Source organism: Leyella stercorea, from assembly GCF_019052365.1.
Taxonomy (GTDB): domain Bacteria; phylum Bacteroidota; class Bacteroidia; order Bacteroidales; family Bacteroidaceae; genus Prevotella.
The window spans coordinates 1-23,458 of the sequence record NZ_JAHQUY010000020.1 but is presented as its reverse complement, the minus strand read 5'-3'; the positions used below and the strand labels follow the sequence as shown (position 1 = coordinate 23,458).

The window sequence follows — 23,458 nt, the reverse complement described above, 5'->3', positions numbered from 1 at the left end:
AATGAAGAAAAAGAATCTGTTCCTCGCTGCAGCCCTTGCGCTCTCATCGGCTGCCGCTCATGCCGACGAAGGCATGTGGACGCTCTACAACCTGCCGCAGGCGGTTTACGAGCAGATGAAGAGCTATGGCTTCACTCCTTCTTACGACCAGCTCTACAAGAGCGAGGACGCCATCAAGAACGCCGTTGTCAACTTCTCGGGTTACTGCTCTGGCGTCGTAGTGTCGCCCGACGGACTCGTCTTCACCAACCACCACTGTGGCTTCGAGGCTATCCGTTCGCACTCTACCGTGGAGCACGACTACATGCTCAACGGCTTCTATGCGAAGACCTTCGAGGAGGAGCTGCCTAACAAGGATATGTTCGTGAGCTTCATGGTCGACCAGAAGGACATCACAGAGATGCTCGCCCAGCGCGGCTTCAACGAGATGAACAACGAGCAACGCGAGAAGTTGCTCAACGAGGTGGAGAACCAGATGATTAAGGAGCTGCACGAGCAGGACCCGTCGCTCGACCTTGAGATTAAGCCGTTCTACGAGGGCAACAAGTATTACGCTACGACATACCGCACCTTCCGCGACCTGCGCCTTGTGTTTACTATCCCGAAGTCGATGGGCAAGTTCGGCGGCGAGACCGACAACTGGATGTGGCCGCGCCAGACCTGCGACTACTCGGTGTTCCGCATCTACGCCGACCCTAAGACCAACGGACCTGCTGCCTATTCGAAGGACAACGTGCCTTACAAGCCGAAGCACTGGGCTAAGGTGTCGATGGACGGATACAAGGAGGGCGACTTCGCCATGACTATCGGCTATCCGGGCTCTACAGAGCGCTATCTCTCAAGCTACGGCATACGCGAGATGCGCGACGCCGAGAACGCTCCGCGCGCCCAGATACGCGGTGTGAAGCAGGAGGTGATGATACGTCACATGCGCGCCGACGAGGCTGTGCGCATCAAGTACGACTCTAAGTACGCGCAGAGTTCCAACTACTGGAAGAACTCGCTCGGTATGAACAAGTGTATCGACTCCGTTGGCATCATCCGTCAGAAGGCCGACTTCGAGGACCGCATCCAGGAGTATCAGAAGTGGACCGGCTACCTGAAGGGCAAGCTCGACTTCGAAAAGATGAAGAACCTCTACGCCACACGCTTCGACGCCGACAAGCTCAGCACCGTATGGCGCGAGACATTCGCACGCACCGGCGAGTTCAACACACGTGCTCTCACGCTTATCGGCATGATGCCCGAGAAGGGTAGCAAGAAGGCTAAGACCACATACAGCTTCCCCGACAACAGCGAGGAGTGGGACGCGGCTCTCGACAAGGACGTGCAGGCTGCGCTCATCGACAACTTCCGTCAGTATGTGGCTAAGGAAGACCTGCCCGAGTTCTACAAGACCATCGAGAAGCAGTTCGGCGGCGACACACGCAAGTATGTAGAGTGGCTGTGGTCTACATCCGTTCTGATGAAGAGCGGCAAGAAGATAAAGCTCTCTGAGAAGGCGCTCGCAAAAGACCCCGGCTACCAGTATGCAAAGGCTCTGAAGGCTGTGTACGACAAGTGCAGGGGCGTGATAAACGACGTGCGCGAGGCTATCGAGGAGCAGGAGCGCTACCTCTGCGACGCCAAGGTGCGCTACGAGCAGGAACTGCCTCACTACTCTGACGCCAACTTCACGATGCGTCTGTCGTACGGTCAGGTAGGCGGCTATCTGCTTGGCGGCGAGCCGTCGGGCTACTACACCGATGCTTCGTCTATCGTGCGCAAGATGGAGGCTGGCGAGAAGGGCATCATCGACTACCAGGCTGAGCCAGTGATGAAGCAGCTTCTCTCTTCGCCCGATTTCGGCAAGTACACCGACAAGACAACGGGTAAGATGCAGCTCTGCTTCCTCACCAACAACGATATCACCGGCGGCAACTCCGGATCGCCGATGTTCGACGGCAACGGCAATCTCATCGGTCTGGCGTTCGACGGCAACTGGGATTCGCTCTCAAGCGACATCTGGTTCGACAAGCGCCTGGCTCGCTGCATCGGCGTCGACATCCGCTACATGCTCTTCCTCATGGACAAGTGGGGCAACGCAGAGCGTCTGCTCAAGGAGATTGGCGTGAAGTAAGAATTTGTTACATAATGAAAATAGGCTACGACTGTTCTGTGTCGTAGCCTATTTTTATAGGAAATACCCATAGCAAGAGATTCTGTGAATTTTGTGAATTCCGTGGGAAAAAGAAGTGCCCACAGAACGCACGGAATCCACAGAAGTTAGGTTGCTTCAAGGGGGTGCACTTGTCCCCAAGTGCACCAACGTAGCAAGAAGTGCACTAACCTTGAGGAAACTCCCACAGAACGCACGGAATCCAGAAGTTTAGAGTGCGTATTGTTCTCCCACGGAACGCACGGAACCCACAGAAGTTTAGGGTGCGTAGAGAAGAAACTACGGAGTCCGTTGTTAAAATATTAATCTTTAGCGGTGGGTTCCGAACGCCGCCCGATCGGATTGCGTCCGCCGTCTGATCAGATTGCGTTCGCCACCCGATTGGATTGCGTTCGCCGCCCGATCGGACGGCGTACGGAGAACGATGACTTTCGTTGAGGCTGTAGGATGATAAAAGCAGCGATTTCATCGAACAAAATCAGCGATTTCATCGGGCAGGAGCTGTGCCTTATCCGATAAAACCGGCGATTTCATCGAGCGACTGCGCCACCTTCAGCGTGTCGTCGAAGCCCGCACGCAGCACTCCGTGCGCCTTAAGGTCGTCGAGCATGGCGATGAGCGAGTTCCAAAAGCCGCCGATGTTGTAGAGAATGACGCGCTTGTTGTGGTAGCCGATGGAGGCAGCGGCAAGCACGGTGAATATCTCGTCGAGCGTGCCCACTCCGCCAGGCAGCGCTATTATCACGTCGCTGCGCTGAATCATTAGATCCTTGCGGTCGGAGAGGTTGTCGCAGAGAATCTTCACGTCGACATGCTCAGACACCTTGCCACCTTTCTCGACAATCGACGGTACGACGCCTACGGTCATTCCCTTTGCGTTGTGCACAGCCTCAGCCACGCACTCCATCATTCCGAGGTTGCATCCGCCGAACACCAGCGTATGCCCGTTGGCACCCATCCAGGCGCCCAGCTCGCGCGTGCGGTCGAAGTATTCGGTGGGAAGATTCGAGTTGGCGGAGCAGAAAATACAAATGTTCATTGCTATTATTTTTTTATTATTAACTAAGCCTTTCTAAGCCATTGCTGACTACTAACTAAGCCTTTCTAAGCCTTCTTAGGCCTTTCTAAGCCATTGCTGACTACTAACTAAGCTTTCCTAAGCCTTTTTAGGCCTTTCTAAGCCATTGCTGACTAAGCCGAGGAAGAACTGCTAACTAAGCCCTCCCCGATGGGGAGGGTTGGGAGGGGCTCTCGCTGTTGCTTTGGGAGGGGCTCTCGCTGTTGCTTTGGGAGGGGCTTTGGGAGGGGCTTTGGGAGGGGCTACCTCTCTTTAGACTATAGTATCCGAATCGGCAGCGCAGGCAGTCTTTCCGCTCGCAGTAGCGGTGCTGCAGTTGTATGAGCGCCTGCGTGTCGGCGGCGTTGCTCGCCTCCACGCCGCACTCCTTCCATAAGCGTATATACGTGTTGTCCTCGGCGGGTAGCTCTTCGAGCCAGTCGAGCGCGCGCTGCACCAGTCGCTCGTCGTCGCGGTAGCAGCCCCAGGCGTGCAGCAGCGGCACGGCGGCGTTGATGATGAGCAGGTTTATGGACGAGGCAGAGAGACGCTTGTCGTTAGCGCGACTCTCCTTGCCGAAGGTGTAGTGAGTGCGCCAGTATTCGCCCACGCCGGTTTGCAGCACGGCGTGCAGCTTCTTCACATTCTCGCACGCCGTTATATCGGCAAGCGCCGCACGGCGCGAGCAGTAGAGCTGAGCCAGCTGCGACATGCGTATGTAAGGAAAGTTCTGCGGGCGCAGACGCAGGAAGCGCCATGCCTGACGCGACATCGGCTCGAGTCCGAACTTGCGCGAGAGATAGCCGAACTCGCGCTTCAGACTGAGGAAGTAGGCGTCGCCCTCAGCCGCCTCGCGCGTCTGCGGCGTCATCTGCGTCTCGTCGAGCAGACCAGCCATGCCCATGAACATCGCCTCCACCTGAAACGGGTCGTCGCGGTGGTGTGCAATCTGCATCAGTGGCAGACGCTCAGCCCACTGTCCGAACGCCTCACTGTTTACGCCGAAGCCGAAGCTGCGCGCCATCGTGGCGAAGAACGCCGCCTCCCATGAGCCTTCGAACAGCGCCACGCGGCGGCGTATAGCCTCCGTCTTATCGTTGAGCCGCTCGGCAAGCAGCGCGCTCAGCCACGTGCGCTTCTTTATCGAGTCGAGCGGCAGCACGGCGTCGCGGCACGGCGGATAGCGGTCGAAGGCAAGCAGGCGGCGGTAGTTGGCGAGCACGTGCTGCGGCACCTCGAGCTGCACCTGCGGCAGGTGGTCGCCACGTTCCGTCACGACATCGGCATCCACTACCGCCGCCACGTGCAAGACCACGTTGTTGTACGCCGCGTCGGTGTCGTGACCATGCAGAAACCAGTCGGCAGAGCGCTCGTGAATCTCCACATTGCCCACCCACATCACGCCGTCGATGCGCACCTTAGCGTTGAAGAAGTCGGGTCCGGCGTGCATGTTATGCAGTCCGGGGTCTATCACCTCCACGCTGCGTCCGTCGGTAGTTTGCAGTTCGGCGAGCGGCAGAATACGATGCTTCCATATATAGTGCAGTAGCTTTTCCATAGACATTCGGATTTTAACGACCTCAAAGTTACGTTTTTTTTCACATTGAAAGTGGTTTTTATATTCAAAAAATCAGTAATTTTGTAAACAGAATCAATTAACTACATAAAGAAATGAAACGCTATCTACTATCAGCCGCTGCGCTCTGCTTCGCAATGGCAATGAGCGCACAGTCGCTCTTCGTGGGATCATACAACATACGCTACCATAATTCGGACGACGACCGCAACGGCAACGTGTGGAAGACACGCTGCAAGGTAATCTGCGACCAGGTGAACTTCGAGAGTCCCGACATCTTCGGCGCGCAGGAAGTGCTGCATGCGCAGCTCGGCGACCTGCTCGGCGCACTCGACGGCTACGACTATATCGGCGTGGGCCGCGACAACGGCAAGACAAAGGGCGAATATGCCGCCATATTCTATAAGAAAGACCGCGTGAAGCTGCTCAACAAGGGCAACTTCTGGCTGAACGAAACGCCCGACAAGCCGAAGCTGGGCTGGGACGCTGCGTGCATACGCATCTGCTCGTGGGGCGAGTTTGAGCAGGCAGAGACCGGTTTCCGCTTCTACTACTTCAATCTGCACATGGACCATGTGGGCGTAGTGGCGCGCCGGGAGGCTGCAAAGCTCGTTGTGAAGAAGATTGGAGAGATAGCAAAGGGCGCCCCCGTGGTGCTCACCGGCGACTTCAACGTCGACCAGAACGACGAGATATACCGCATCTTCACATCGTCGGGCATACTCAACGACTCGTACACGCACGCTCGTCTGCGCTTCGCCGAGAACGGCACGTTCAACGACTACAAGCCGTACATGAAGACACAGTCGCGCATCGACCATGTATTCGTTTCGCCCGAGTTCAACGTCGACCGCTACGGCATGCTCACCAACATGTACTGGACCGACGACGCTCAGACCGACGCTCAGAACAGTAACCAGGCGCCCAGCGAGCTGGAGTTCCGCAAGATGACTCTCCGCACACCAAGCGATCACTATCCAGTGTTTGTAAGAATCAATTATAAGAAATGATGTTGTTGTGTTGAGATGTTGACATTAGTGCATATCTCACCACCTCACCATAACACCATATCATAACATGACCAACATTCATCCAGTAGGCGTCAACGACCGCCACAAAACACTTTTTGAGGGTCTCTGGCCCTTGCCGTTCGGCGTAAGCTACAACGCCTATATCATCGACGACGAGAAGGTAGCGCTCGTAGACACAGTAGAAGTAGACTTCTTCTCGCAGTTCATAGACAACGTGCGCCGCGTCATCGGCGACCGTCCTATCGACTACATCATCGTCAACCACATGGAGCCCGACCACAGCGGCTCGCTCGCACTCATCAAGAAGTATTATCCCGACGCAAAGATCGTGGGCAACAAGAAGACGTTCGACATGATGCGCGGTTACTACAACGTGGGCAACGAGGAAGACGAGATTGTAGAAGTGAAGAACGGCGACACGCTCTCGCTCGGCACACACCAGCTGGCGTTCACCATGATACCTATGGTTCACTGGCCTGAAACGATGGTTACGCTCGATGTCACAGAGCACGTGCTCTTCTCGGGCGACGCCTTCGGATGCTTCGGCGCACTGAACGGCGCATACGTAGACAGCGAGATGAACTGCGACGTTTATTGGAACGAGATGCAGCGCTACTACTCGAACATCGTGGGCAAGTACGGCGTGCCCGTGCAGCAGGCGCTGAAGAAGCTCGCCGGCGTGCAGATCGACTATATCTGCCCGACGCACGGACCAATATGGCATGAGCACATCGCACGCGTCATCGGCGAGTACGACCGCATGAGCCGCTACGCTACAGAGCCGGGACTCGTGGTATGCTACGGCTCGATGTACGGCAACACGGAGCGCGCTGCCGAGAAGATAGCCAGCGCAGCAAGCCGTGCCGGCGTGAAGAACATCGTCATCCACGACGTGTCGCGCGAGAACCACTCGTTCATCCTCAGCGACATCTTCAAGTATCGCGGACTCATCCTTGGTGCGCCCACATACAACAACGGACTCTATCCCGAAATGGAGATGCTGCTCAACGAACTCGCTGAGCGCGGCATCAAAGACCACCTCCTCGGCATCTTCGGCTCTTATACATGGGCTGGTCAGGCTGTGAAGAAGATTACGGAGTGGAACGAAACACGCATGAAGTTCGAGCTTGTAGGCACACCGGCTGAGATAAAGCAGAGCCTCAGCGCAGAGACCGAAGCGGCTTGCGAGGCGCTCGGCAAGGCAATGGCTGAGCGACTGAAGTAAGAAGGTGTAATGCAATAAATACATACGTATATAAACCAATAAACGCCCGTGCAAAAACACGGGCGTTTATTTTGCTATATAATTGATTCAATTAACGTATTATAATACATTGAATGTCATCGGTTCCTCTCCTGTTCGCGTCTTGTAGTCATCGTAAAGTATTTCGCGCATCTTTTCGACCATAGCTTTTTTCTGTTCTTTGGCAGAATTCTAGCGTCGCAATGCTTCTGCTTTAGTTATTTTCTCCATTTTGACAAATCTTTATATTATTCTATCATTTGCAAAAATACATTTTTTATTTCTATTCTTCAAAATCTTTTTGGTTTTTTAGTTTTATAAATCTCCATTTACTTCGCTTAATCGGATTTTTGCAGTATCTTTTGATAAGTTACGCTGCATCTCAACAATAAAAATGAATGAATTCATTTTGTATTGTTTTCGATTTAGATAAAATCCTCGCGCTCACAAATGTAAATAAATTTCCATTTGCTTCGCTTAATCGGATTTTTGCAGTAACTTTGTACCCGAATTCAGGATTTATATTTTACGGGAAGCTGCCCTAATGTCTTCAATCAATTTCTTATTCGCTAAAGATACGACGTTGTGACATGGCTGGGGAAGACACCGAGCAGCTACAGATTAGAGTTAAGTCCACCCCTTTTTAGTATTAAGCAGCTCTGCGAAGCCTCTGGCTTGCAGGCATTAAAGAAACAACATTTTTACATTGAAGACATTTGAAGAATTGGGCGTAAGCGAAGAGATTCGCCGCGCCATCGAGGAACTCGGCTTCGAACATCCGATGCCGGTTCAGGAGGAAGTTATACCGTTTTTGTTGGGTAACGGCAACGATGTTATCGCACTTGCGCAGACCGGAACCGGCAAGACAGCCGCTTTCGGCATTCCGTTGTTGCAGCGCACCGACCCAACAGACCGCACTACGCAGGCTATCGTCATCTCGCCCACACGCGAGCTTTGCCTACAGATAGCCGACGACCTGAAGTCGTTCTCTAAGTATATTAAAGGAATCAACATTGTAGCAGTATACGGCGGTACGTCTATCGTCGACCAGATGCGTGCGCTGAAGCACGGCGCGCAGATTATCGTGGCTACACCGGGCCGTCTTATCGACCTTATGCACCGCGGAGCAGCCAAGCTCGACGCCGTGCAGAACGTTGTGCTCGACGAGGCTGACGAGATGCTCAACATGGGCTTCTCTGACAGCATCAACGAGATATTCGACAACGTGCCTGCCGACCGCAACACGCTGCTCTTCTCGGCTACGATGAGCAAGGAGATTGAGAAGATTGCGCTCAACTATCTGCACGACCACAAGGAGATTGTGGTGGGTTCGCGCAACGAGGGCGCTGAGAATGTCAACCATATCTACTATATGGTGAACGCCAAGGATAAGTACCTCGCATTGAAGCGCATCGTCGACTTCTATCCGCGCATCTACGGCATCGTGTTCTGCCGCACAAAGGCTGAGACGCAGGAGGTGGCTGACAAACTCATACGTGACGGATACAATGCCGAACCGCTGCACGGCGACCTCTCGCAGCAGCAGCGCGACATCACTATGCAGAAGTTCCGCCAGCACATCACGCAGCTGCTCGTGGCTACAGACGTGGCTGCGCGCGGTCTGGACGTGGACGACCTCACGCACGTCATCAACTATGGTATGCCGAGCGATACAGAGAGTTACACTCACCGCTCTGGCCGTACGGGTCGTGCGGGCAAGAAGGGCACCTCTATCTCTATCATCCACACCAAGGAGCGCGGACGTGTTCGCGAGGTGGAGCGCGTGATAGGCAAGGAGTTCGTTGACGGCACGCTGCCTACGCCGCAGGAGATTTGCTCTAAGCAGCTTTTCAAGGCCATCGACGAGATAGAGAAGGTGGATGTGGACGATGAGCAGATTGCTCCGTTCATGGAGGACATCAACCGCCATTTCGAGTACTTTGACAAGGAGGATATCCTGAAGAAGATCGTTTCGCTGGAGTTCGGCAAGTTCCTGAAGTACTACGCCAACGCGCCGGAGATTGTGAAGCCTTCTACCACACGCGACCGCAAGGAGCGCGGCGAGGGCCGCGACGGCAGAAAGCGCGAGAAGCGTGCGCCGGAGGCAGGCTATCGCCGTTTGTTCATCAATCTGGGAAAAGACGACGGATTCTATCCTGGTGAGGTGATGCAGTTCATCAACCGCAACGTGCATGGCCGCCAGGATGTTGGACATATCGATCTGCTTGCACGCATTTCGTATATCGAAGTGCCGGAGCAGGACGCCGAGAAGGTGATGCGTGCGCTGAACGGAGCGTCTTACCGCAACCGCACCGTGCGCTGCAACGACGCCGATGACACGGCTGCTGCTTCAAGTGGCGACGGAAAGCGTGGCTCGCGCCGTTCTTCCGACCGTGATGGTGGTCGTACATCGCGCCGCAAGGACGCTGCCAACGACGCCAATCCGTACGAGAAGCGCTCTAAGCGCCGCAACGAGATGGAGGGTCGCAACCGTTCGCAGCGTGGTCAGCGCGGAGGTTCGCGCTACGAAAGCGGACGCCAGGACGACTGGCGACAGTTCATCAACAACCCCGACATTCAGCTCAAAGGCGAGGAGCCAGACTTCTCTGAAGAAGGATGGGCACGCCGCAAGCCGAGAAAGAAGAAGTAAAGAGCCGAGAAAGAAGAAGTAAATAGTTTTTATATAACAGTAGCGGAGGTCTCCCGGCCTCCGCAGCACCAAGTCTATAGCTAATATTCGCTATTTACTATGTTGGATGCTGCGGAGGCCAGAGACCTCCGCTACGTTTTTTTGTTGTTACTTCCTGAACTTCGCGGTGTGCTCACCGGCTTTCACCACGTACACGCCCTTAGCGAGCGCCGATATGCTCACGGTCTCGCCGCGCCACGCCTCGCGATGGAGCACGCTTCTGCCGCCTGCGTCGTAGACATAGAGTGGGGCTGCGATGTTGCTGTCCCATCCGTTGAAGCTCATTTCTGCGCCGTCTGTAGAGACGGTGAGCTTGAGCGTGGGCTTGCTGTCGGCTGTGGCGTCGTTAAGCGCCGTCGTGTTGAGCGAAATCAGAATTTTCTGTACCTTGTCGAAGGCGTACGTCGTGCCTTTCTCGTCGGAACCGACCACCACGAGGTCGTCTTCGCCCAGTTCGATGCGCGCCAGCTTGTCCATAGAGTACGACTTCTGTCCGTTCTGCGTCACCACCGTCACCACATCGTCGGCGTGCGTGCCGAGAGCCGTGGCGAGCAGAGCGAGTATAGCAATTATTCTTGTTCTCATAATGTATCCTTTCTCTTACTGTTTGTGATGTAGTGGGGCATCAGCGTGCCTGCAGCGTCAGACCCTTGAGGTTGATGTAGCGTGTGTCGCCGCCCGAAACGGCGCGCAGCAGCTTGTCTTCGTTGCATGTGAGCTGAGTCTTTGCGTCGTTCACGTCGAACACGATGCTCACGCGCTCGCTGCTTCTGCCGTCTGCTGTGCCTGCGAGTACGCCCGAAACGGTAATCTGCTTAGCCGTAGCATCGTATGTGTACGATGCGGTGCTGGCTATTATCTCCTTCGTCTCGTACATATCGCTGGTCAGCGTCACCTGCACCTTCACAGAGCCTTTCGCCTCCTTGCCCGCATAGTTGTGGTTGAACTGCAGAGCGAACATACCCATCGACATAGTGTTCGAGTCGTACGTGCCGTTGACTGGCGCTGCGAAGTTCTCGGCGCCGTCCCATTCAGCCGCAGCCGAAGTAGAGTATTTCATCGTTGTGAGGTCTACGAGGAACGTCATCTCGCTGCCCGTCGTGGGCTTCATCTTCACCACGCCGTTCTCGTATGTGTACGTGCCCTTCACGGCGCCGTATGTGGCGTTGCCGAATCCGTCGAGCACCAGAGCGTCGCCCGTGCCGCTTTCGGGCAGGAACGTGCCTGCCTCCTTGCCCTTCATCACGAACTGTGGCTGGGCAGTCTCTGAAGCGCGTGTGTAGCGGAACAGCGTCTCGCCTGCAGCGTTACTCACGAGAGCGTCGGCGGCGTCGGCTACCGATGCGCCATTAGAGAAACTGAGGCTCACTGGCTCGATAGAGTTAGAGAGACGGTCGTAGTAATACCAGCGTCGTGCGGCGCCTTCGAGCAGTTCCAGGAGGTAGCGCGAGCCGTACGAGTCGCTTGCGGCAGCCGTGTATGAGCAGTCGGCGGTGCTTGCGAAGTAGTAGCGATTGTTGTCGGGCTTGTCGTTGTTAAGGTCGTTCACCACCACGAGCGCGTCGCCGCCCTCAAACCACTTGCCCGAGACGCCGTACGTGCGGCGTCCCCACACGTCGGCGCTGTACGTGTCGTCGTAAGAGAATCGGTTTGTGGCGTCGTCGAACGTGTAGCATCCGCCGAAAGTCTTCTCTCCGCTCACCGTAGCGTGGAACGACGAGTTGGCTGCGAGGTTGAGGCTGAGCGTAGGCTCTGCGCTCTGCAGCACGCCGTTTGTGCCGACCGAGATGGGGAAGCCCTTATAGTCGCCCACGAAGGCGCGACCTGCGAACGTAGTCTTCTCCTTGCCCACGGTCTCTATGGTTATCGGCTCCGCCGGCATGATGCAGAGCCAGCACGTGCCGAAGTCCTCGTCGTCGGTGACGTACTCGTAGGGCACGTCGTCGCCGCTGGCAGACGTAATCTTCAGCGTGCCGTCGAATCCGTAGTCGCTATACCACACGAATTTCACAGGCTGTCCGGCAAGCTGGTCGAACTTTCGCTCCGCCGGGTCCTTGTCCCAGTCGTCGCTCGCGTTGTACATCACGATGGTTGTGCCCTTGCCCTGCTTCAGCGTGATAGGCAGGTAGAACTGCTGTGTGCCGTCGAACGTAATGAAGTCGACGTCCGAAGCGGGGAATGTAGCTACAACTTTCTTGCCTTTCACAAGATACAACTGACGGGTGCTTTGTGCTTGTGCGAGTCCTACGGCAGATGCCAGCAGACCCAGTGCGATTAACCTGTGTTTCATTACGATGGTTTTTTTAATGGTTGTGCCACGTTCTGTTAGTCTAACAGCGTGACTTGTGGCAAATGTACAAAGAATTGGCGAAACAGCAAACAAATATCAATGAAATGTTGGTTTTTAACTATTGCTTGTCAGGTAAACTTTTCTCACCGTTTCCGTCCGCCGTCCGATCGGATTCCGTTCGCCGTCTGATCGGTTTCCGTCCGCCGTCCGATCGGATTCCGTTCGGGTGACGATGACTTTTCGTGAGGTTTTACTGCGAAGATATAAAAGACTATTGCTGTCTGTTTTATCGAATAGCAATAGTCTTTAACTTACAAACTGTAGTATTTGTAGTGATGAGAAGCACAGACTTGGTGCGTAGAAACGAACAACGGATTAACAGGATTAAGCGGATTCTTTACTCAATGAAGAAAATCCGTTCAATCCGGTTAATCCGTTGTTTCTGTATAATATTCTAAGCTCGGTTGATCCGTTGTTTAGTGTAATATTTTAAGTCCGGTTAATCCGAAGTAGAACATAATTGTAAAAGCGGTTCAACCTGCTTGTTCAGTACGAATTATGCCAGCTTCTTCTCCAAGCGCTCGCGGATGGCAGCGATGAAGCCTGCAGAGTTCTTTGTCTGCGGAGTAACGCCTTCCATAAGACCAGCGAGGTCCTTCGTTACGATACCCTCGTTGAGAGTGTCGAAGCAAGCAGCCTCGAGAGCGTCAGCGTAGCGTACGAGTTCGGGCAGGTTGTCCATCTCGCCGCGCTTGCGCAGAGCGCCGCTCCAAGCGAAGATAGTAGCCATCGGGTTGGTAGATGTCTCTTCGCCCTTCAGATACTTGTAGTAGTGGCGTGTAACGGTGCCGTGAGCAGCTTCGTACTCGTACTTGCCGTCCGGCGAAACGAGCACAGAAGTCATCATTGCCAACGAGCCGAATGCGGTAGAAACCATGTCGGACATAACGTCGCCGTCGTAGTTCTTGCAAGCCCAGATAAAGCCGCCCTTAGAGCGGATAACGCGTGCTACAGCGTCGTCGATGAGAGTGTAGAAGAACTCTAAGCCGCGCTTCTCGAACTCCTCCTTGTACTCCTCGAATACCTCGTAGAAGATAATCTTGAACTGTGCGTCGTACTTCTTAGAGATGGTGTCCTTTGTAGAGAACCAGAGGCTCTGGTTGGTGTCGAGCGCGAACTTGAAGCAAGAGTGTGCGAACGAACGAATCGACTTGTCGGTGTTGTGCATTGCCTGGAGCACGCCAGCGCCCTTGAATGTGTGAACCACAACCTCCTCGTGCTTGCCGCTCTCGCCGTCGAAGACGAGCTTAGCTACGCCCGGCTCGTCGGCACGGATCTCAACGCTCTTGTAAACGTCGCCGTAAGCGTGACGAGCGATCGTGATAGGCTTCTCCCAGTTCTTCACTGCAGGATGGATACTCGGGATAGTGATAGGTGTGCGGAATACGGTGCCGTCAAGGATAGAGCGGATAGTGCCGTTCGGGCTCTTCCACATCTGATGGAGCTTGTACTCGTCCATGCGCTGGTGGTTAGGTGTGATGGTAGCACACTTAACGGCTACGCCCAGGCGCTTTGTAGCCTCAGCTGCGTCCTTTGTTATCTGGTCGCCGGTCTCGTCGCGCTTAACGAGTCCCAAGTCGTAATACTCTGTCTTGAGGTCAACGAACGGAAGGATAAGCTCATCCTTGATCATCTGCCACAAAATACGGGTCATCTCGTCGCCATCCATCTCTACGAGTGGAGTGGTCATCTGAATTTTTTCGGTCATAGTTATTTGGATTTAAGAGTTTATTTCTTGTTCTTATAATAGTTCATCAAGCAGCCGTCTGCCAGAATCTGACGCTCGTCGGCGGTGAGGTTCTGGAAGAAGAGGTGTATAGGCTTAACGCCGTCGCGTGCGATAACCTGCGCGTCGATCTCCTCCTTGCCAGCGAGGATAGCCTCGTGGATGCCCGGCACGAAGAGCTTGTCGCCCGGCTCGAAGTTAAACTCAACGTCCTTGGCGATGGTGAACGGCACGATACCCCAGTTGATACAGTTAGAACGGTAGCGCTTTGTAGCGTACTCGTAGCAAACGTTAGCGTCGCCGCCGAGCACCTTCTGGCAAGAAGCAGCCTGCTCGCGAGCCGAGCCGTCGCCAGGACGGTTGGCGAATACGCATGAGCCGAACGATGTCTCCTCAGCCTTTGCGCCTACCTTTGCGAGAGCCTCTGCGATGTTTGCGCTCACCTCACCTGCACGGCGTGCGAGGTCCTGCTTCTGAATCTCCTTGCTCAGACCAACGTACTCAGGCACGCGGCGAGAGAGGGCGAACTCAGAAAGCTTCAACGGGTTAGAACGGTAAGAACTTGTCTCGCCAGACGGGATAAGCTCGTCGGTAGTTGTAACCGGGTCGTGGATAACAGCTGCCAACTCGAGCAACATGTTCTCCTGCATCGGATACATTGTAGGCCAGTCCTTGATGTTCGGACCGTAGCGAAGCTCTGTCTCAGGACGCGGTCTGCCGTAGCCGTTGTATACGCGGCACTTGTATATCTTGTCGTCGTAAACGTATGGCTTGTGAGTGTTCTCGTACTCTACGTCTGTCGCAGCCGTAATCACGCCACCGTTGGCTGCTGTAGCAGCGATAGAGCGTGCGTCCATAAGCGCAACGAGAGAGAGCTGACCCTGACCAGGCTTAGAACCCTCGCGGTTGGGGAAGTTGCGTGTGGTGTGGCGGATAGACAGACCGTTGTTAGACGGAACGTCGCCTGCGCCGAAGCACGGACCGCAGAATGCCGGCTTCATAACAACGCCCGCCTCGATGAGGTCGGCTGTGATGCCTTCGCGTGTTACAGCCATTGATACCGGTGTCGACTGCGGATAAGCCGAAGCTGTGAAGTAGTCGTTGCCGATGCTCTTGCCCTTAAGGATAGCGCCAGCCTCTGCGAGGTTGTCGTATGTACCGCCCGAGCAGCCTGCGATGATACCCTGGTCGGCGTATACCTTGCCGTCGACAACCTTGTCAACGAGGTGCACGTCCACCTTGTCGCCGAAACGCTTCTTGGCGTCTTCCTCGATGCGTGTGAGGATGCCCACCGGGTCGGCCTGAAGCTCGTGGATAGTAACTGCGTTCGACGGGTGGAACGGCAGAGCGATCATCGCCTCCTGAGAAGAAAGGTCGATGCGAATCATCATATCGTAGTAAGCTACGTCGCCCGGCTTCAGTTCCTTGAAGTCCTGCGGACGCTCGTGTATGTCGTAATGGTGCTTCACCTCTTCGTCTGTAACCCAGATAGAGCTCAAGCAAGTGGTCTCGGTAGTCATGATGTCGATACCGTTACGGAAGTCGATAGGCAACTCCTTAACGCCAGGACCTGCGAACTCGAGCACCTTGTTCTTCACAACGCCGCTCTCGAATGTAGCCTTAACGAGAGAGATAGCCACGTCGTGCGGACCTACGCCCTTCTTGGGCTTGCCCTCGAGCCATACGAGCACCACTTCCGGTGCGTTGATGTCCCATGTGTTCTTGAGCAACTGCTTCACGAGCTCGCCGCCGCCTTCGCCAACGCCCATATTACCGAGCGAACCGTAGCGTGTGTGAGAGTCGGAACCGAGAATCATGTTGCCGCACTTCACCATCATCTCGCGAGCATACTGGTGGATGACAGCCTGGTTGGCAGGAACGTAGATGCCGCCGTACTTCTTAGCTGCTGACAGACCGAATACGTGGTCGTCCTCATTGATAGTGCCGCCTACTGCACAGAGCGAGTTGTGGCAGTTTGTCATAGCGTAAGGCAATGGGAACTCTTGCAGACCGCTTGCGCGTGCTGTCTGAATGATTCCAACGTATGTGATGTCGTGTGACATCATTGCGTCGAAGCGGATGCGCATCTTCTTTCCCTTCGAGCCGTCCACGTCGTGAGAGCGGAGGATGCCGTAGGTGATAGTGTTCTCGCGTGCCTGCTCCGGGGTAAGGGTCTGACACTCGTTTACGATTTCATTGCCGTTAAGGAGGTAAACTCCATGATTGATTACTTCTACCATAAAGTTAGATTGTTTATAGTTTATAGAGTTAGGTTTTATAATTCTTTGAGATAACCGATATTGCCGGTTGGGGTGTATGACAGCATGAACAGCCAGTGTATGATAGCGTGAACTATCGTCTTATACTATATCAGCGTATATAGATATGTTGGAGATGTGGTGTAAGATTATTGTTTTAAAAACACGTAAATACGACAACACTCCTGTTCTAAAAACACTGAATAGGACTGCTTCAATACTTACGCTCGCGCGAGTAGTAATGGATGAAAAAAAACTCATTGTTTCCGCAAGAACACATTCGTTCTGCGAACTGTCATTTCACGGCGTAAAGATACATATTTTATATTATCCCACCAAAGATTTGTGGCTGATTTTTTCTTTTTCATACTCTCTTTTCAGCAAATGCCAGCCTTCAATTCCGTGTTTGCTATTTCGAGTTTCCAATTTGATATGCTCATGCCTTCTGATTGGCGTTCTTTACATTCATCAATGGCGTTCTCAACCGAGAACGCCATTGATGAATACTACGAGCGAGAGCATGTCTGCACTTCCGCCTGGCGATATGTTGCGCTGCACGAAGCTGCGGTTCATGTCGCCGAGTATAGTGTCGAGGTTTGTGCCGCCGTCATCTTGCGGCGTACCATGTGTTGCTTCGCTCCATCGGCTGAGCACGTCGCGCGATTCTTCCTTCACCTGCTTCATCATGGCAAGCGACGTGCGGTATACGATGTTGGTGTCGTCGAGGTCGCACATTATGCGCAGAAGCGTGAGGTGGAGCGCATGCGGTTCGCCGTTCTTGCTGAGGTTCGCATAGAACGGTAGCCAGTCGTTGAAGAGCATGGGGTATCCCTCGCGGGCATTGTCGAGTGCTCCCTTGAACGTAGCCGTTTCAGAAGCCGCAGTCTGTTTTGCCTTGCTGCCGTGCGTGCCTTTTGTGTCTGGGAAAGCGAAGGCAAGTTTGCTGATGGCTGCGGAAAGTGCCTGCGGCGTGATGCTGTAGCCTTGCCAAGCCTTTCCTGCGGCGGCTACGACGGCGAGTCCCATGGAGAAAAGCGCTCCCTTGTATGTGTTGACGCCATTGGTGGCTTCAAACATGGCGCGCTCTGCCTCAATGCCCGTCTTTACAATGTCGTCATGGCTGGGCATGTCGGCAGCGAAACCGAGTAGGGCGAGTCTGACGAAATAGGGATGTATGGCACGTATGCTGCGCGACATCAGCGCATGATCCATGTCGCGGTGCGCTCCGCTGTTGTCCTTGTCTACAAGACCGGGTTTTGGAGTGGTGTCGAGTTCGGCATGAAGGGCGCGTGTTGCGAGATGTGCTATAATATAAGGTAGGGTAGTGGGTGGCACGAGCTGTGCGGCTTCCTTCAGACTGTTGCTATCCATTGCCCTGCGAACACGCGATGCGCTGACCGCCACACCGCCATTCTCAAGACGCGGAATCTGAACCACATGGTCTTTGCCAAGACTCTTCATCATCAGTTCGTTGTATCTGCGTGTCAGTTCATCGGTGGGCTCGGTGCCTACAAAGCGAACTTCGGCGCCAAGTGCCGGGGCTATATGGCGGCGGAACAGATCGAGGTCGAGCAGTATCTGCGTGTCGGTGGCATCCGACAGTCGTTTCAGAAAATAAGTGGGGAAGGTGGTGTTGCTGATGGCATACTCGCTGCCGTCGCATACCGTTACGTTCTTAAGGTCGGCTGTGCCTGCCGTGACCATCGCCTTGCGTTCCTGATAGGAGAAGGCTGAACGGTCTTCTCTAACCACAATCACGAAGAGATGCTCCACCATTCGCGATGCGCTCTCCACAAGATAGCGGTGGCCGAGGGTGAAGGGGTTGCAGTTCATTACAATGCAGCCGGTGGGCTGCATTGTGGTGTTGAGGTGTTGAGGTGTTGAGGTGTTGAGATATGAGGTGTTTTCTTTACACTTCTTACTATCCTCTTTACACTCCTTATTGTATTCTTTATACTTTTCTGATTCCTCTTTTATCTTTTTCAGAGCCTCGACCGTATTGCTGATTCCTCCGATGCCGGTCTCCATGAGTATTGCTTCGGGGGCTTCGGCGAGGAGCCTGAACGACAGACTCTCGAAGAGTTGACGGTTCTTGGGCTTTGTGAACAGCTTGATGCAGCTGTAGCCCTCCTGGTTGGCGTGCGATATGATGTGCGAGACGAGCGTGTTGGCGATAGCTTCGCCTTTGTGCGCATCGTCCACTGCAACGCACTTTATTACGTCGTCCTTCAATCCGCCACCGGCTATCATCTCGCCGTCGTCGTCGAACACTGCGGCGTAGTAGTTCATGTCGTCGATGCGCAGTGCGTTGCGTTTGAGGAACGCTTCTATGCGTTGGCGCTGACGGGGTGTTGCGGGGTTGAGGGTCTGTATCTCCATAGGTTTAAGTATTAAGATTTGCGAGCTTCGACGTAGCTGTCCACCATTTCGTTGATTTTCGCCCATATCTCTTCTTGCGTGTGCCAGCGCATCCTCATGCAGTAGCGCGCTTCGTGGTCGCAGACGAGACAGCGTCGTGGCTTTTCGCCGATGGCGTCTCTTGAGACGGGCACGCCGTCGGCGTTGATGATGTCGATGTCGAAGAGGCGCCCGAGTGGGTGGGTGTCTTCGATGTTGACGGCTATGCCCTTGGCTTCGAGGAGCGGCATCGGGGTGATGAGGTAGGCTTCGTAGCCGGTCTCGAGGTCGAGCTCGAGGAGCTGCTCTTGACCGAAAGCTTTGCGCATGGCTTCTACAGCGGCGTGTGCTGCCGTGAGCGACTGCTGATTACGCTTCACGCTTCCTGGCATGACGACAGTAAGGCACACCAGTGTCTTTCCCGAGTGTTCAGCCAGCAGCTTCTGCTGTGTGGCATGGCGTGCGTCGCGGCTCGCCAGAAGTTCGTGGAGCGTAATCATTCTTTGAATTTTGAATTTTGAGTTTTGAGTTTTGAATTGTGCGCTTCGCGCATTTTGAGTTTTGAATTTTTGAATTGTGAATTAAACATTGAATAATTCAACATCGGCGTAGCCGACAACTCAAAATTCAAAACTCAAAATTCAAAACTTATTCAACGATGTTCTTGATGACATCCATTACCGAGCCGTCGCGGTTCATAACGACGCCTACCACCTTGTCGCCGAATGGCAGCGGTGCGGGGTTGCCGATTACAGAGAGTGCGCGGTCGCGGAGCTCTTCGAGTGTGACGAGCTTCAAGCCGGCAGCCTTCAGACGTTCAGCTATCTCCGGTCGAGCCGGGTTGACAGCGATGCCGTATTCGGTTACGACCACGTCTACGGTGCGACCCGGCGTGATGAGCGTAGTAACCTCGTTAACGACACACGGTATTCTGCCGCGGAGCAGCGGGCAGACGATGATAGAGAGAGCCGAGTCTTCGGCTGTGTCGGGGTGTCCGCCGATAGCGCCGCGTATGATGCCGTCGCTACCTACGAGCACGTTCACGTTGAAGTTGACGTCCACCTCAAGCGCCGAGAGTATCACGATGTCGAGATAGTGTGTAGCAGCGCCCTGCTCGTGCATACTTGCGTATTCGCAAGCCGACACCTCCTTGTGCTTCGGGTCGTTCTTGAGCGACTCTGCAGCCACCTTGTCGAACGACTGCACGTCGATGAGGCGCTCGATGAGTCCTTCCTCGTGCATCTTCACCATGTGAGCGGTGATGCCTCCGAGGGCGAACGAAGCCTTGATGTCCTGATCTATCATGCTCTGGCGGATATACTTAACGGCAGCGAGCGAAGCGCCGCCCGAACCGGTCTGTATAGAGAATCCGTTCTTGAAGTAGCCGCTGTTCACGATTACCTTCGCAGCCTGCTGAGCGAGCAGAATGTCGCGCGGGTTCTTTGTGTCGCGGATGGCTCCCGAAGCAATCTTTGATGAGTCGCCTACCGATTCTACCTCAACCACGTAGTCGACGTCGTGCTCCGAGATAGAGTTCGGAGTGTTAGGATAAGGCACGAGGTCGTCGGTGAGTATCACCACCTTGTCGGCGTAGTGAGCGTCGGGCAGCGCGTAACCGAGCGAACCGCAGATGCTCTTAGCGTTCTCCGAGCGCGAGTAGCCGCAGGCGTTGCCGAGCGGGTCTGAAGAAGAAGCGCCGAGGAACGCCACGTCGATGTGCAACTCGCCCGAAGCGATAGCCTCGCCGCGTCCGCCGTGCGAGCGGAACACCACCGGCTTCTCCATCAGTCCGTGCGAAATCTCCTTAGCCAGTTCGCCGCGCAGACCAGATGTTGAAATCTCTGTGATTACGCCGTTGCGAATGTGCTCGATGAGCGGTTCGTGTACGTCCTGCAAGCTCGAAGCCGCGAGGTGCAGACCCTTGAATCCCATCTCTGCGAGCTTAGCCACAACCATGTTCACCACCTTGTCTCCACCGCGGAAGTGGTGGTGGAACGATATAGTCATGCCGTCCTTCAGTCCCGAGTGGCGTATAGCCTCCTCGAGCGTCATGAGTTTGGGGCTTTTCTGCTGCAGTTCGAGGCGCGGCGTGATGTCCTTGTGTGCCTCTACATTATTATATACGCTCTTTCCCATAGCCTGAGCCACCTGCTCGGCGAGGGTATGTCTTTCGTTCAGTGTGCTCATGCTATGTCCTCCTGTTTAATTACGCCCGAAGCCAGTGCCAAGTCGATGACGCGCTGTGCGCGTATCACCACTGGTCGGTCAACCATTTTACCGTTCACGGCGATAACGCCCGAACCCTTCTTCTCAGCCTCCTTGATGGCAGCGATAACGGCGAGCGCCTTGTCGATAGCCTTCTGAGTCGGCGTGAACACCTCGTTGATGATTTCTATCTGGCGCGGGTTGATGATCGATTTTCCGTCGAAGCCCAACTGATGAATCAGCTCCACCTCCTTGCGGAATGTCTCCATGTCGTTGAGGTTAGAGTAGACGGTGTCGAGCGCGTCGATGCCTGCAGCGCGTGCAGCCACCACGATGGTCTGGCGTGCCATGAGCAGCTCCATGCCCTCGGGCGAGCGCTGCGTCTTCAGGTTGGCGCAGTAGTCCTCCGCACCGAGCGCTATGCCCATCATGCGCTTGGAAGCGGTAGCGATGGCGTAGGCGTTCACAACGCCGAGCGTGCTCTCCAGTGCAGCCATAATCTGCGTGCGACCCACGCAGCCCAGCTCCTGCTCCACCTTCTCTATCTCGCGCTCCACCTCGATCACCTCCTCGGCGGTCTCGGTCTTAGGCATACGGATGACGTCGACGCCAGCCTTAACGACAGCCTCGATATCCTTCTTGCCGTACGGAGTGTTGAGCGGGTTGATGCGCACCACCATTTCCGTCGTGCCATAGTCGATGGTCTTCAATGCGTTGTAGACGAGCAGGCGTGCCGCGTCTTTCTCTGCCATTGTAACAGAGTCCTCAAGGTCGAGCATTATTGAGTCGGGATGATATATATATGCATCCTGCATCATACCGGGGTTGTTTCCCGGCACGAACATCATAGTTCTTCTTAGTCGTTTCATAGGTCAAAAAGTTTTTTTAGGGGTTAGTCTTTCCACACGTCTTTGCCCGTAGCTCTTACGGCAGCCGCAGTGACGCGTGCGCGGATAGTGCAGTCGAGCGCGCCCTTGTCAGTGGCGTGCACCTCGGCACGGGTGATACCGAGTCCATCGAGCGTCTCAGCTATCACCTTGCGTATCTGGTCGCCGAACTGGTAGGCAACCGAACTCTGCAAATCGATGTTCAGTCCCTCTTTCTCGCAAGGGGCAATCTGAATCATGATGTCGCCGGACTCCATTGTTCCGGCAGTAGCTTGTTTAAGTTCCATAGGTATAGTATTTAAAAAGTTTGTGGTCTTTAGATTCTTTGAGAGATATGGGGTCGGCGTCGTGTGCTCCGACGGGCGCCAGCGTGCCTTGCGTGCGTCAGCACGTGCATCGCTTTAACTTGCTTTACGTGCTTGATGTTTCCATGCGCTTTTGCATGCTTCAGCATGTGTGTTGCTTTTGCTTGCTTCATGGGCGCCGGCGTGCCTGGAGAAGATGCGGTTGGGAGTGGTGTGGAGTAGAAACGTAATAAAACAAAAATTGCGTAAATACAACAACACTTCCTTCCGTCTTTACACCGAAGAGAACCGAGTTATACTTACGCTCGCGCGAGCAGTATATAAGGGTAATAATGTCTGTGTCCGCACAAAACACGTTCTGCGTGCGGATTTCTATTTCGCGAGGTAAAGATACGCATTAATTGTGAAACGAGCAAGCATTTTGCGAGGATTTTTTTGCTGGGGTACCTCTTAGGGGGTGCACTTGTCTCAAGTGCACCAATTGCTTTGTTGGTGCACCACTTGCTTTGTTGGTGCATCGCTTGCTTTGTTGGTGTACCGCTTGCTTTGTTGGGTGCATCGCTTGCTTTGTTGGTGCACTTGAGACAAGTGCACCCCCTTTGGGTGATTACCGCGTACTGGTAACGCTGTTACCGTATACTGGTAATGTCGTTACCGCGTACATGTAATAGTGTTACCAGTACGTGGTAACATTCTAAAACGAAATGTCGGGTAACGCAACTCTTAGTCTGTTGATGCGCATCTCTCAGGGGGTGCAGCAGTCTCTGCTGCACCAACCAAGCTGACGGTGCACTTCTTGCTCGGTTGGCGTATTTCTTGCTCGGTTGGTGCCATCTGTTCGGTTGGTGCCATCAGTTCGGTTGGTGCACTTGAGACAAGTGCACCCCCTTGAAGGCACTCTTGCTTCTGAAATCTGTGGATTCTGTGGGAGGTCTGCGCACCCTAACATCTGTGATGATCTGCTTTCTATGTTAAAATCCAAATGTTTTGACCATTATTTTCATTTTAAGCTGAGATTTTATATTCAGGGGTGAATGTTTGGCGATTTCTAACCATTGCTGTGACCAAATGCACAAGTTTGTTCTTGACATTGTTCAGTGCAACCTGCTTCTTCTTTCCGCGTTCTACGAGGCGCATATAGTACCTCGCCATAACGGGATTGAAGTTGACAGCAGCCAGTGCAGCCTGCGTCAGCATGGCCTTAATCTGGCGGTTCGCCATGTAGTGTACATGCGGATCGGAATGCACACTGGTACCCGAATCTTTGCCGAATGGGGCTATGCCGTAGTAACAGGCTATCTTCCTTGAATCGTAGTTGAATCTGCGGAAGTTGTCGGTGTACACCATCAGGCACACGGCGTTCTGCGTTCCTATGCCAGGCACCGAGGTCACGATGGTGAACACCTCGGTGAGTTCCTCGTCCGACTTGATGAGTTCGGCAATGCGCTTGTCTATCTTCTCTATCTCCTTATTGAGTTCAGAGACAATATGTCGTCCGCTTTGCGAAATCATTGTCTTGACAGGCGATTTCTCCATGGTGAGTCTCTTCTCGCCTCTACGCACCTGAAAACTGCAT

17 protein-coding genes are annotated in these 23,458 nt (G+C 54.2%); 4 read left to right on the top strand and 13 right to left on the bottom strand.

Annotated features, from left to right (window positions below; translation table 11 throughout):
• The first annotated feature begins 1 nt into the window (after position 1).
• Positions 2 to 2,119 (top strand): S46 family peptidase, encoded by a 2,118-nt coding sequence (locus KTQ90_RS05435; protein WP_217317508.1) that lies wholly within the window; start codon positions 2 to 4, stop codon positions 2,117 to 2,119.
• Between the two features lie 547 nt (positions 2,120 to 2,666).
• Here KTQ90_RS05435 and KTQ90_RS05430 read toward each other — a convergent pair.
• Positions 2,667 to 3,197 (bottom strand): LOG family protein, encoded by a 531-nt coding sequence (locus KTQ90_RS05430; RefSeq protein WP_217317507.1) that lies wholly within the window; start codon positions 3,195 to 3,197, stop codon positions 2,667 to 2,669.
• Between the two features lie 175 nt (positions 3,198 to 3,372).
• A complete protein-coding gene (locus tag KTQ90_RS05425; protein ID WP_217317506.1) occupies positions 3,373 to 4,773 on the bottom strand; it encodes a DUF2851 family protein in 1,401 nt (466 codons plus the stop codon).
• 113 nt (positions 4,774 to 4,886) lie between these two features.
• Between KTQ90_RS05425 and KTQ90_RS05420 the strand changes: the two genes are divergently transcribed.
• The 3 genes from KTQ90_RS05420 to KTQ90_RS05410 all read left to right on the top strand — a co-directional run bounded on the left by KTQ90_RS05420 (position 4,887) and on the right by KTQ90_RS05410 (position 9,715).
• Positions 4,887 to 5,801 carry an endonuclease/exonuclease/phosphatase family protein gene (locus tag KTQ90_RS05420; RefSeq protein ID WP_217317505.1) on the top strand — a complete coding sequence of 305 codons (915 nt, stop codon included), beginning with the start codon at positions 4,887 to 4,889 and terminating at the stop codon, positions 5,799 to 5,801.
• 67 nt (positions 5,802 to 5,868) lie between these two features.
• Complete coding sequence (locus tag KTQ90_RS05415) at positions 5,869 to 7,047, top strand: FprA family A-type flavoprotein (RefSeq protein WP_217317504.1); 1,179 nt, start codon at positions 5,869 to 5,871, stop codon at positions 7,045 to 7,047.
• Positions 7,048 to 7,771: 724 nt separating this feature from the next.
• A complete protein-coding gene (locus tag KTQ90_RS05410) occupies positions 7,772 to 9,715 on the top strand; it encodes a DEAD/DEAH box helicase (protein WP_217317503.1) in 1,944 nt (647 codons plus the stop codon).
• Between the two features lie 147 nt (positions 9,716 to 9,862).
• On the opposite strand, the gene KTQ90_RS05405 is transcribed toward KTQ90_RS05410, so the two are convergent.
• The 11 genes from KTQ90_RS05405 to KTQ90_RS05360 form a co-directional block, all read right to left on the bottom strand.
• A complete protein-coding gene (locus KTQ90_RS05405) occupies positions 9,863 to 10,339 on the bottom strand; it encodes a hypothetical protein (RefSeq protein ID WP_217317502.1) in 477 nt (158 codons plus the stop codon).
• Positions 10,340 to 10,379: 40 nt separating this feature from the next.
• Positions 10,380 to 12,044 (bottom strand): hypothetical protein, encoded by a 1,665-nt coding sequence (locus KTQ90_RS05400; protein WP_217317501.1) that lies wholly within the window; start codon positions 12,042 to 12,044, stop codon positions 10,380 to 10,382.
• A 556-nt stretch (positions 12,045 to 12,600) separates the two neighbouring features.
• On the bottom strand, positions 12,601 to 13,812 hold the full coding sequence (locus KTQ90_RS05395) for an NADP-dependent isocitrate dehydrogenase (RefSeq protein WP_022157592.1): 1,212 nt from the start codon (positions 13,810 to 13,812) through the stop codon (positions 12,601 to 12,603).
• 20 nt (positions 13,813 to 13,832) lie between these two features.
• Positions 13,833 to 16,070 (bottom strand): hydratase, encoded by a 2,238-nt coding sequence (locus tag KTQ90_RS05390; RefSeq protein WP_217317500.1) that lies wholly within the window; start codon positions 16,068 to 16,070, stop codon positions 13,833 to 13,835.
• A 498-nt stretch (positions 16,071 to 16,568) separates the two neighbouring features.
• Positions 16,569 to 18,467, bottom strand: coding sequence for a GNAT family N-acetyltransferase (locus tag KTQ90_RS05385; protein ID WP_217317499.1), 1,899 nt, complete (start codon positions 18,465 to 18,467; stop codon positions 16,569 to 16,571).
• A gap of 11 nt (positions 18,468 to 18,478) precedes the next feature.
• A complete protein-coding gene (citX, locus tag KTQ90_RS05380; RefSeq protein ID WP_217317498.1) occupies positions 18,479 to 18,985 on the bottom strand; it encodes a citrate lyase holo-[acyl-carrier protein] synthase in 507 nt (168 codons plus the stop codon).
• 148 nt (positions 18,986 to 19,133) lie between these two features.
• Positions 19,134 to 20,672, bottom strand: coding sequence for a citrate lyase subunit alpha (gene citF, locus KTQ90_RS05375; protein WP_217317497.1), 1,539 nt, complete (start codon positions 20,670 to 20,672; stop codon positions 19,134 to 19,136).
• A complete protein-coding gene (gene citE, locus KTQ90_RS05370; RefSeq protein WP_022157586.1) occupies positions 20,669 to 21,559 on the bottom strand; it encodes a citrate (pro-3S)-lyase subunit beta in 891 nt (296 codons plus the stop codon). Before citE ends, citF begins: the two co-directional genes overlap by 4 nt.
• Before the next feature lie 23 nt (positions 21,560 to 21,582).
• Positions 21,583 to 21,864, bottom strand: coding sequence for a citrate lyase acyl carrier protein (gene citD / locus KTQ90_RS05365; RefSeq protein WP_217317496.1), 282 nt, complete (start codon positions 21,862 to 21,864; stop codon positions 21,583 to 21,585).
• A 741-nt stretch (positions 21,865 to 22,605) separates the two neighbouring features.
• The gene (locus KTQ90_RS13865) at positions 22,606 to 22,734 is read right to left on the bottom strand and encodes a hypothetical protein (protein WP_302180504.1); all 129 of its coding nucleotides are present in this window, start codon (positions 22,732 to 22,734) and stop codon (positions 22,606 to 22,608) included.
• Between the two features lie 153 nt (positions 22,735 to 22,887).
• Positions 22,888 to 23,458: transposase (locus KTQ90_RS05360; RefSeq protein WP_217317495.1), on the bottom strand; the 571-nt coding region annotated here is incomplete at its 5' end.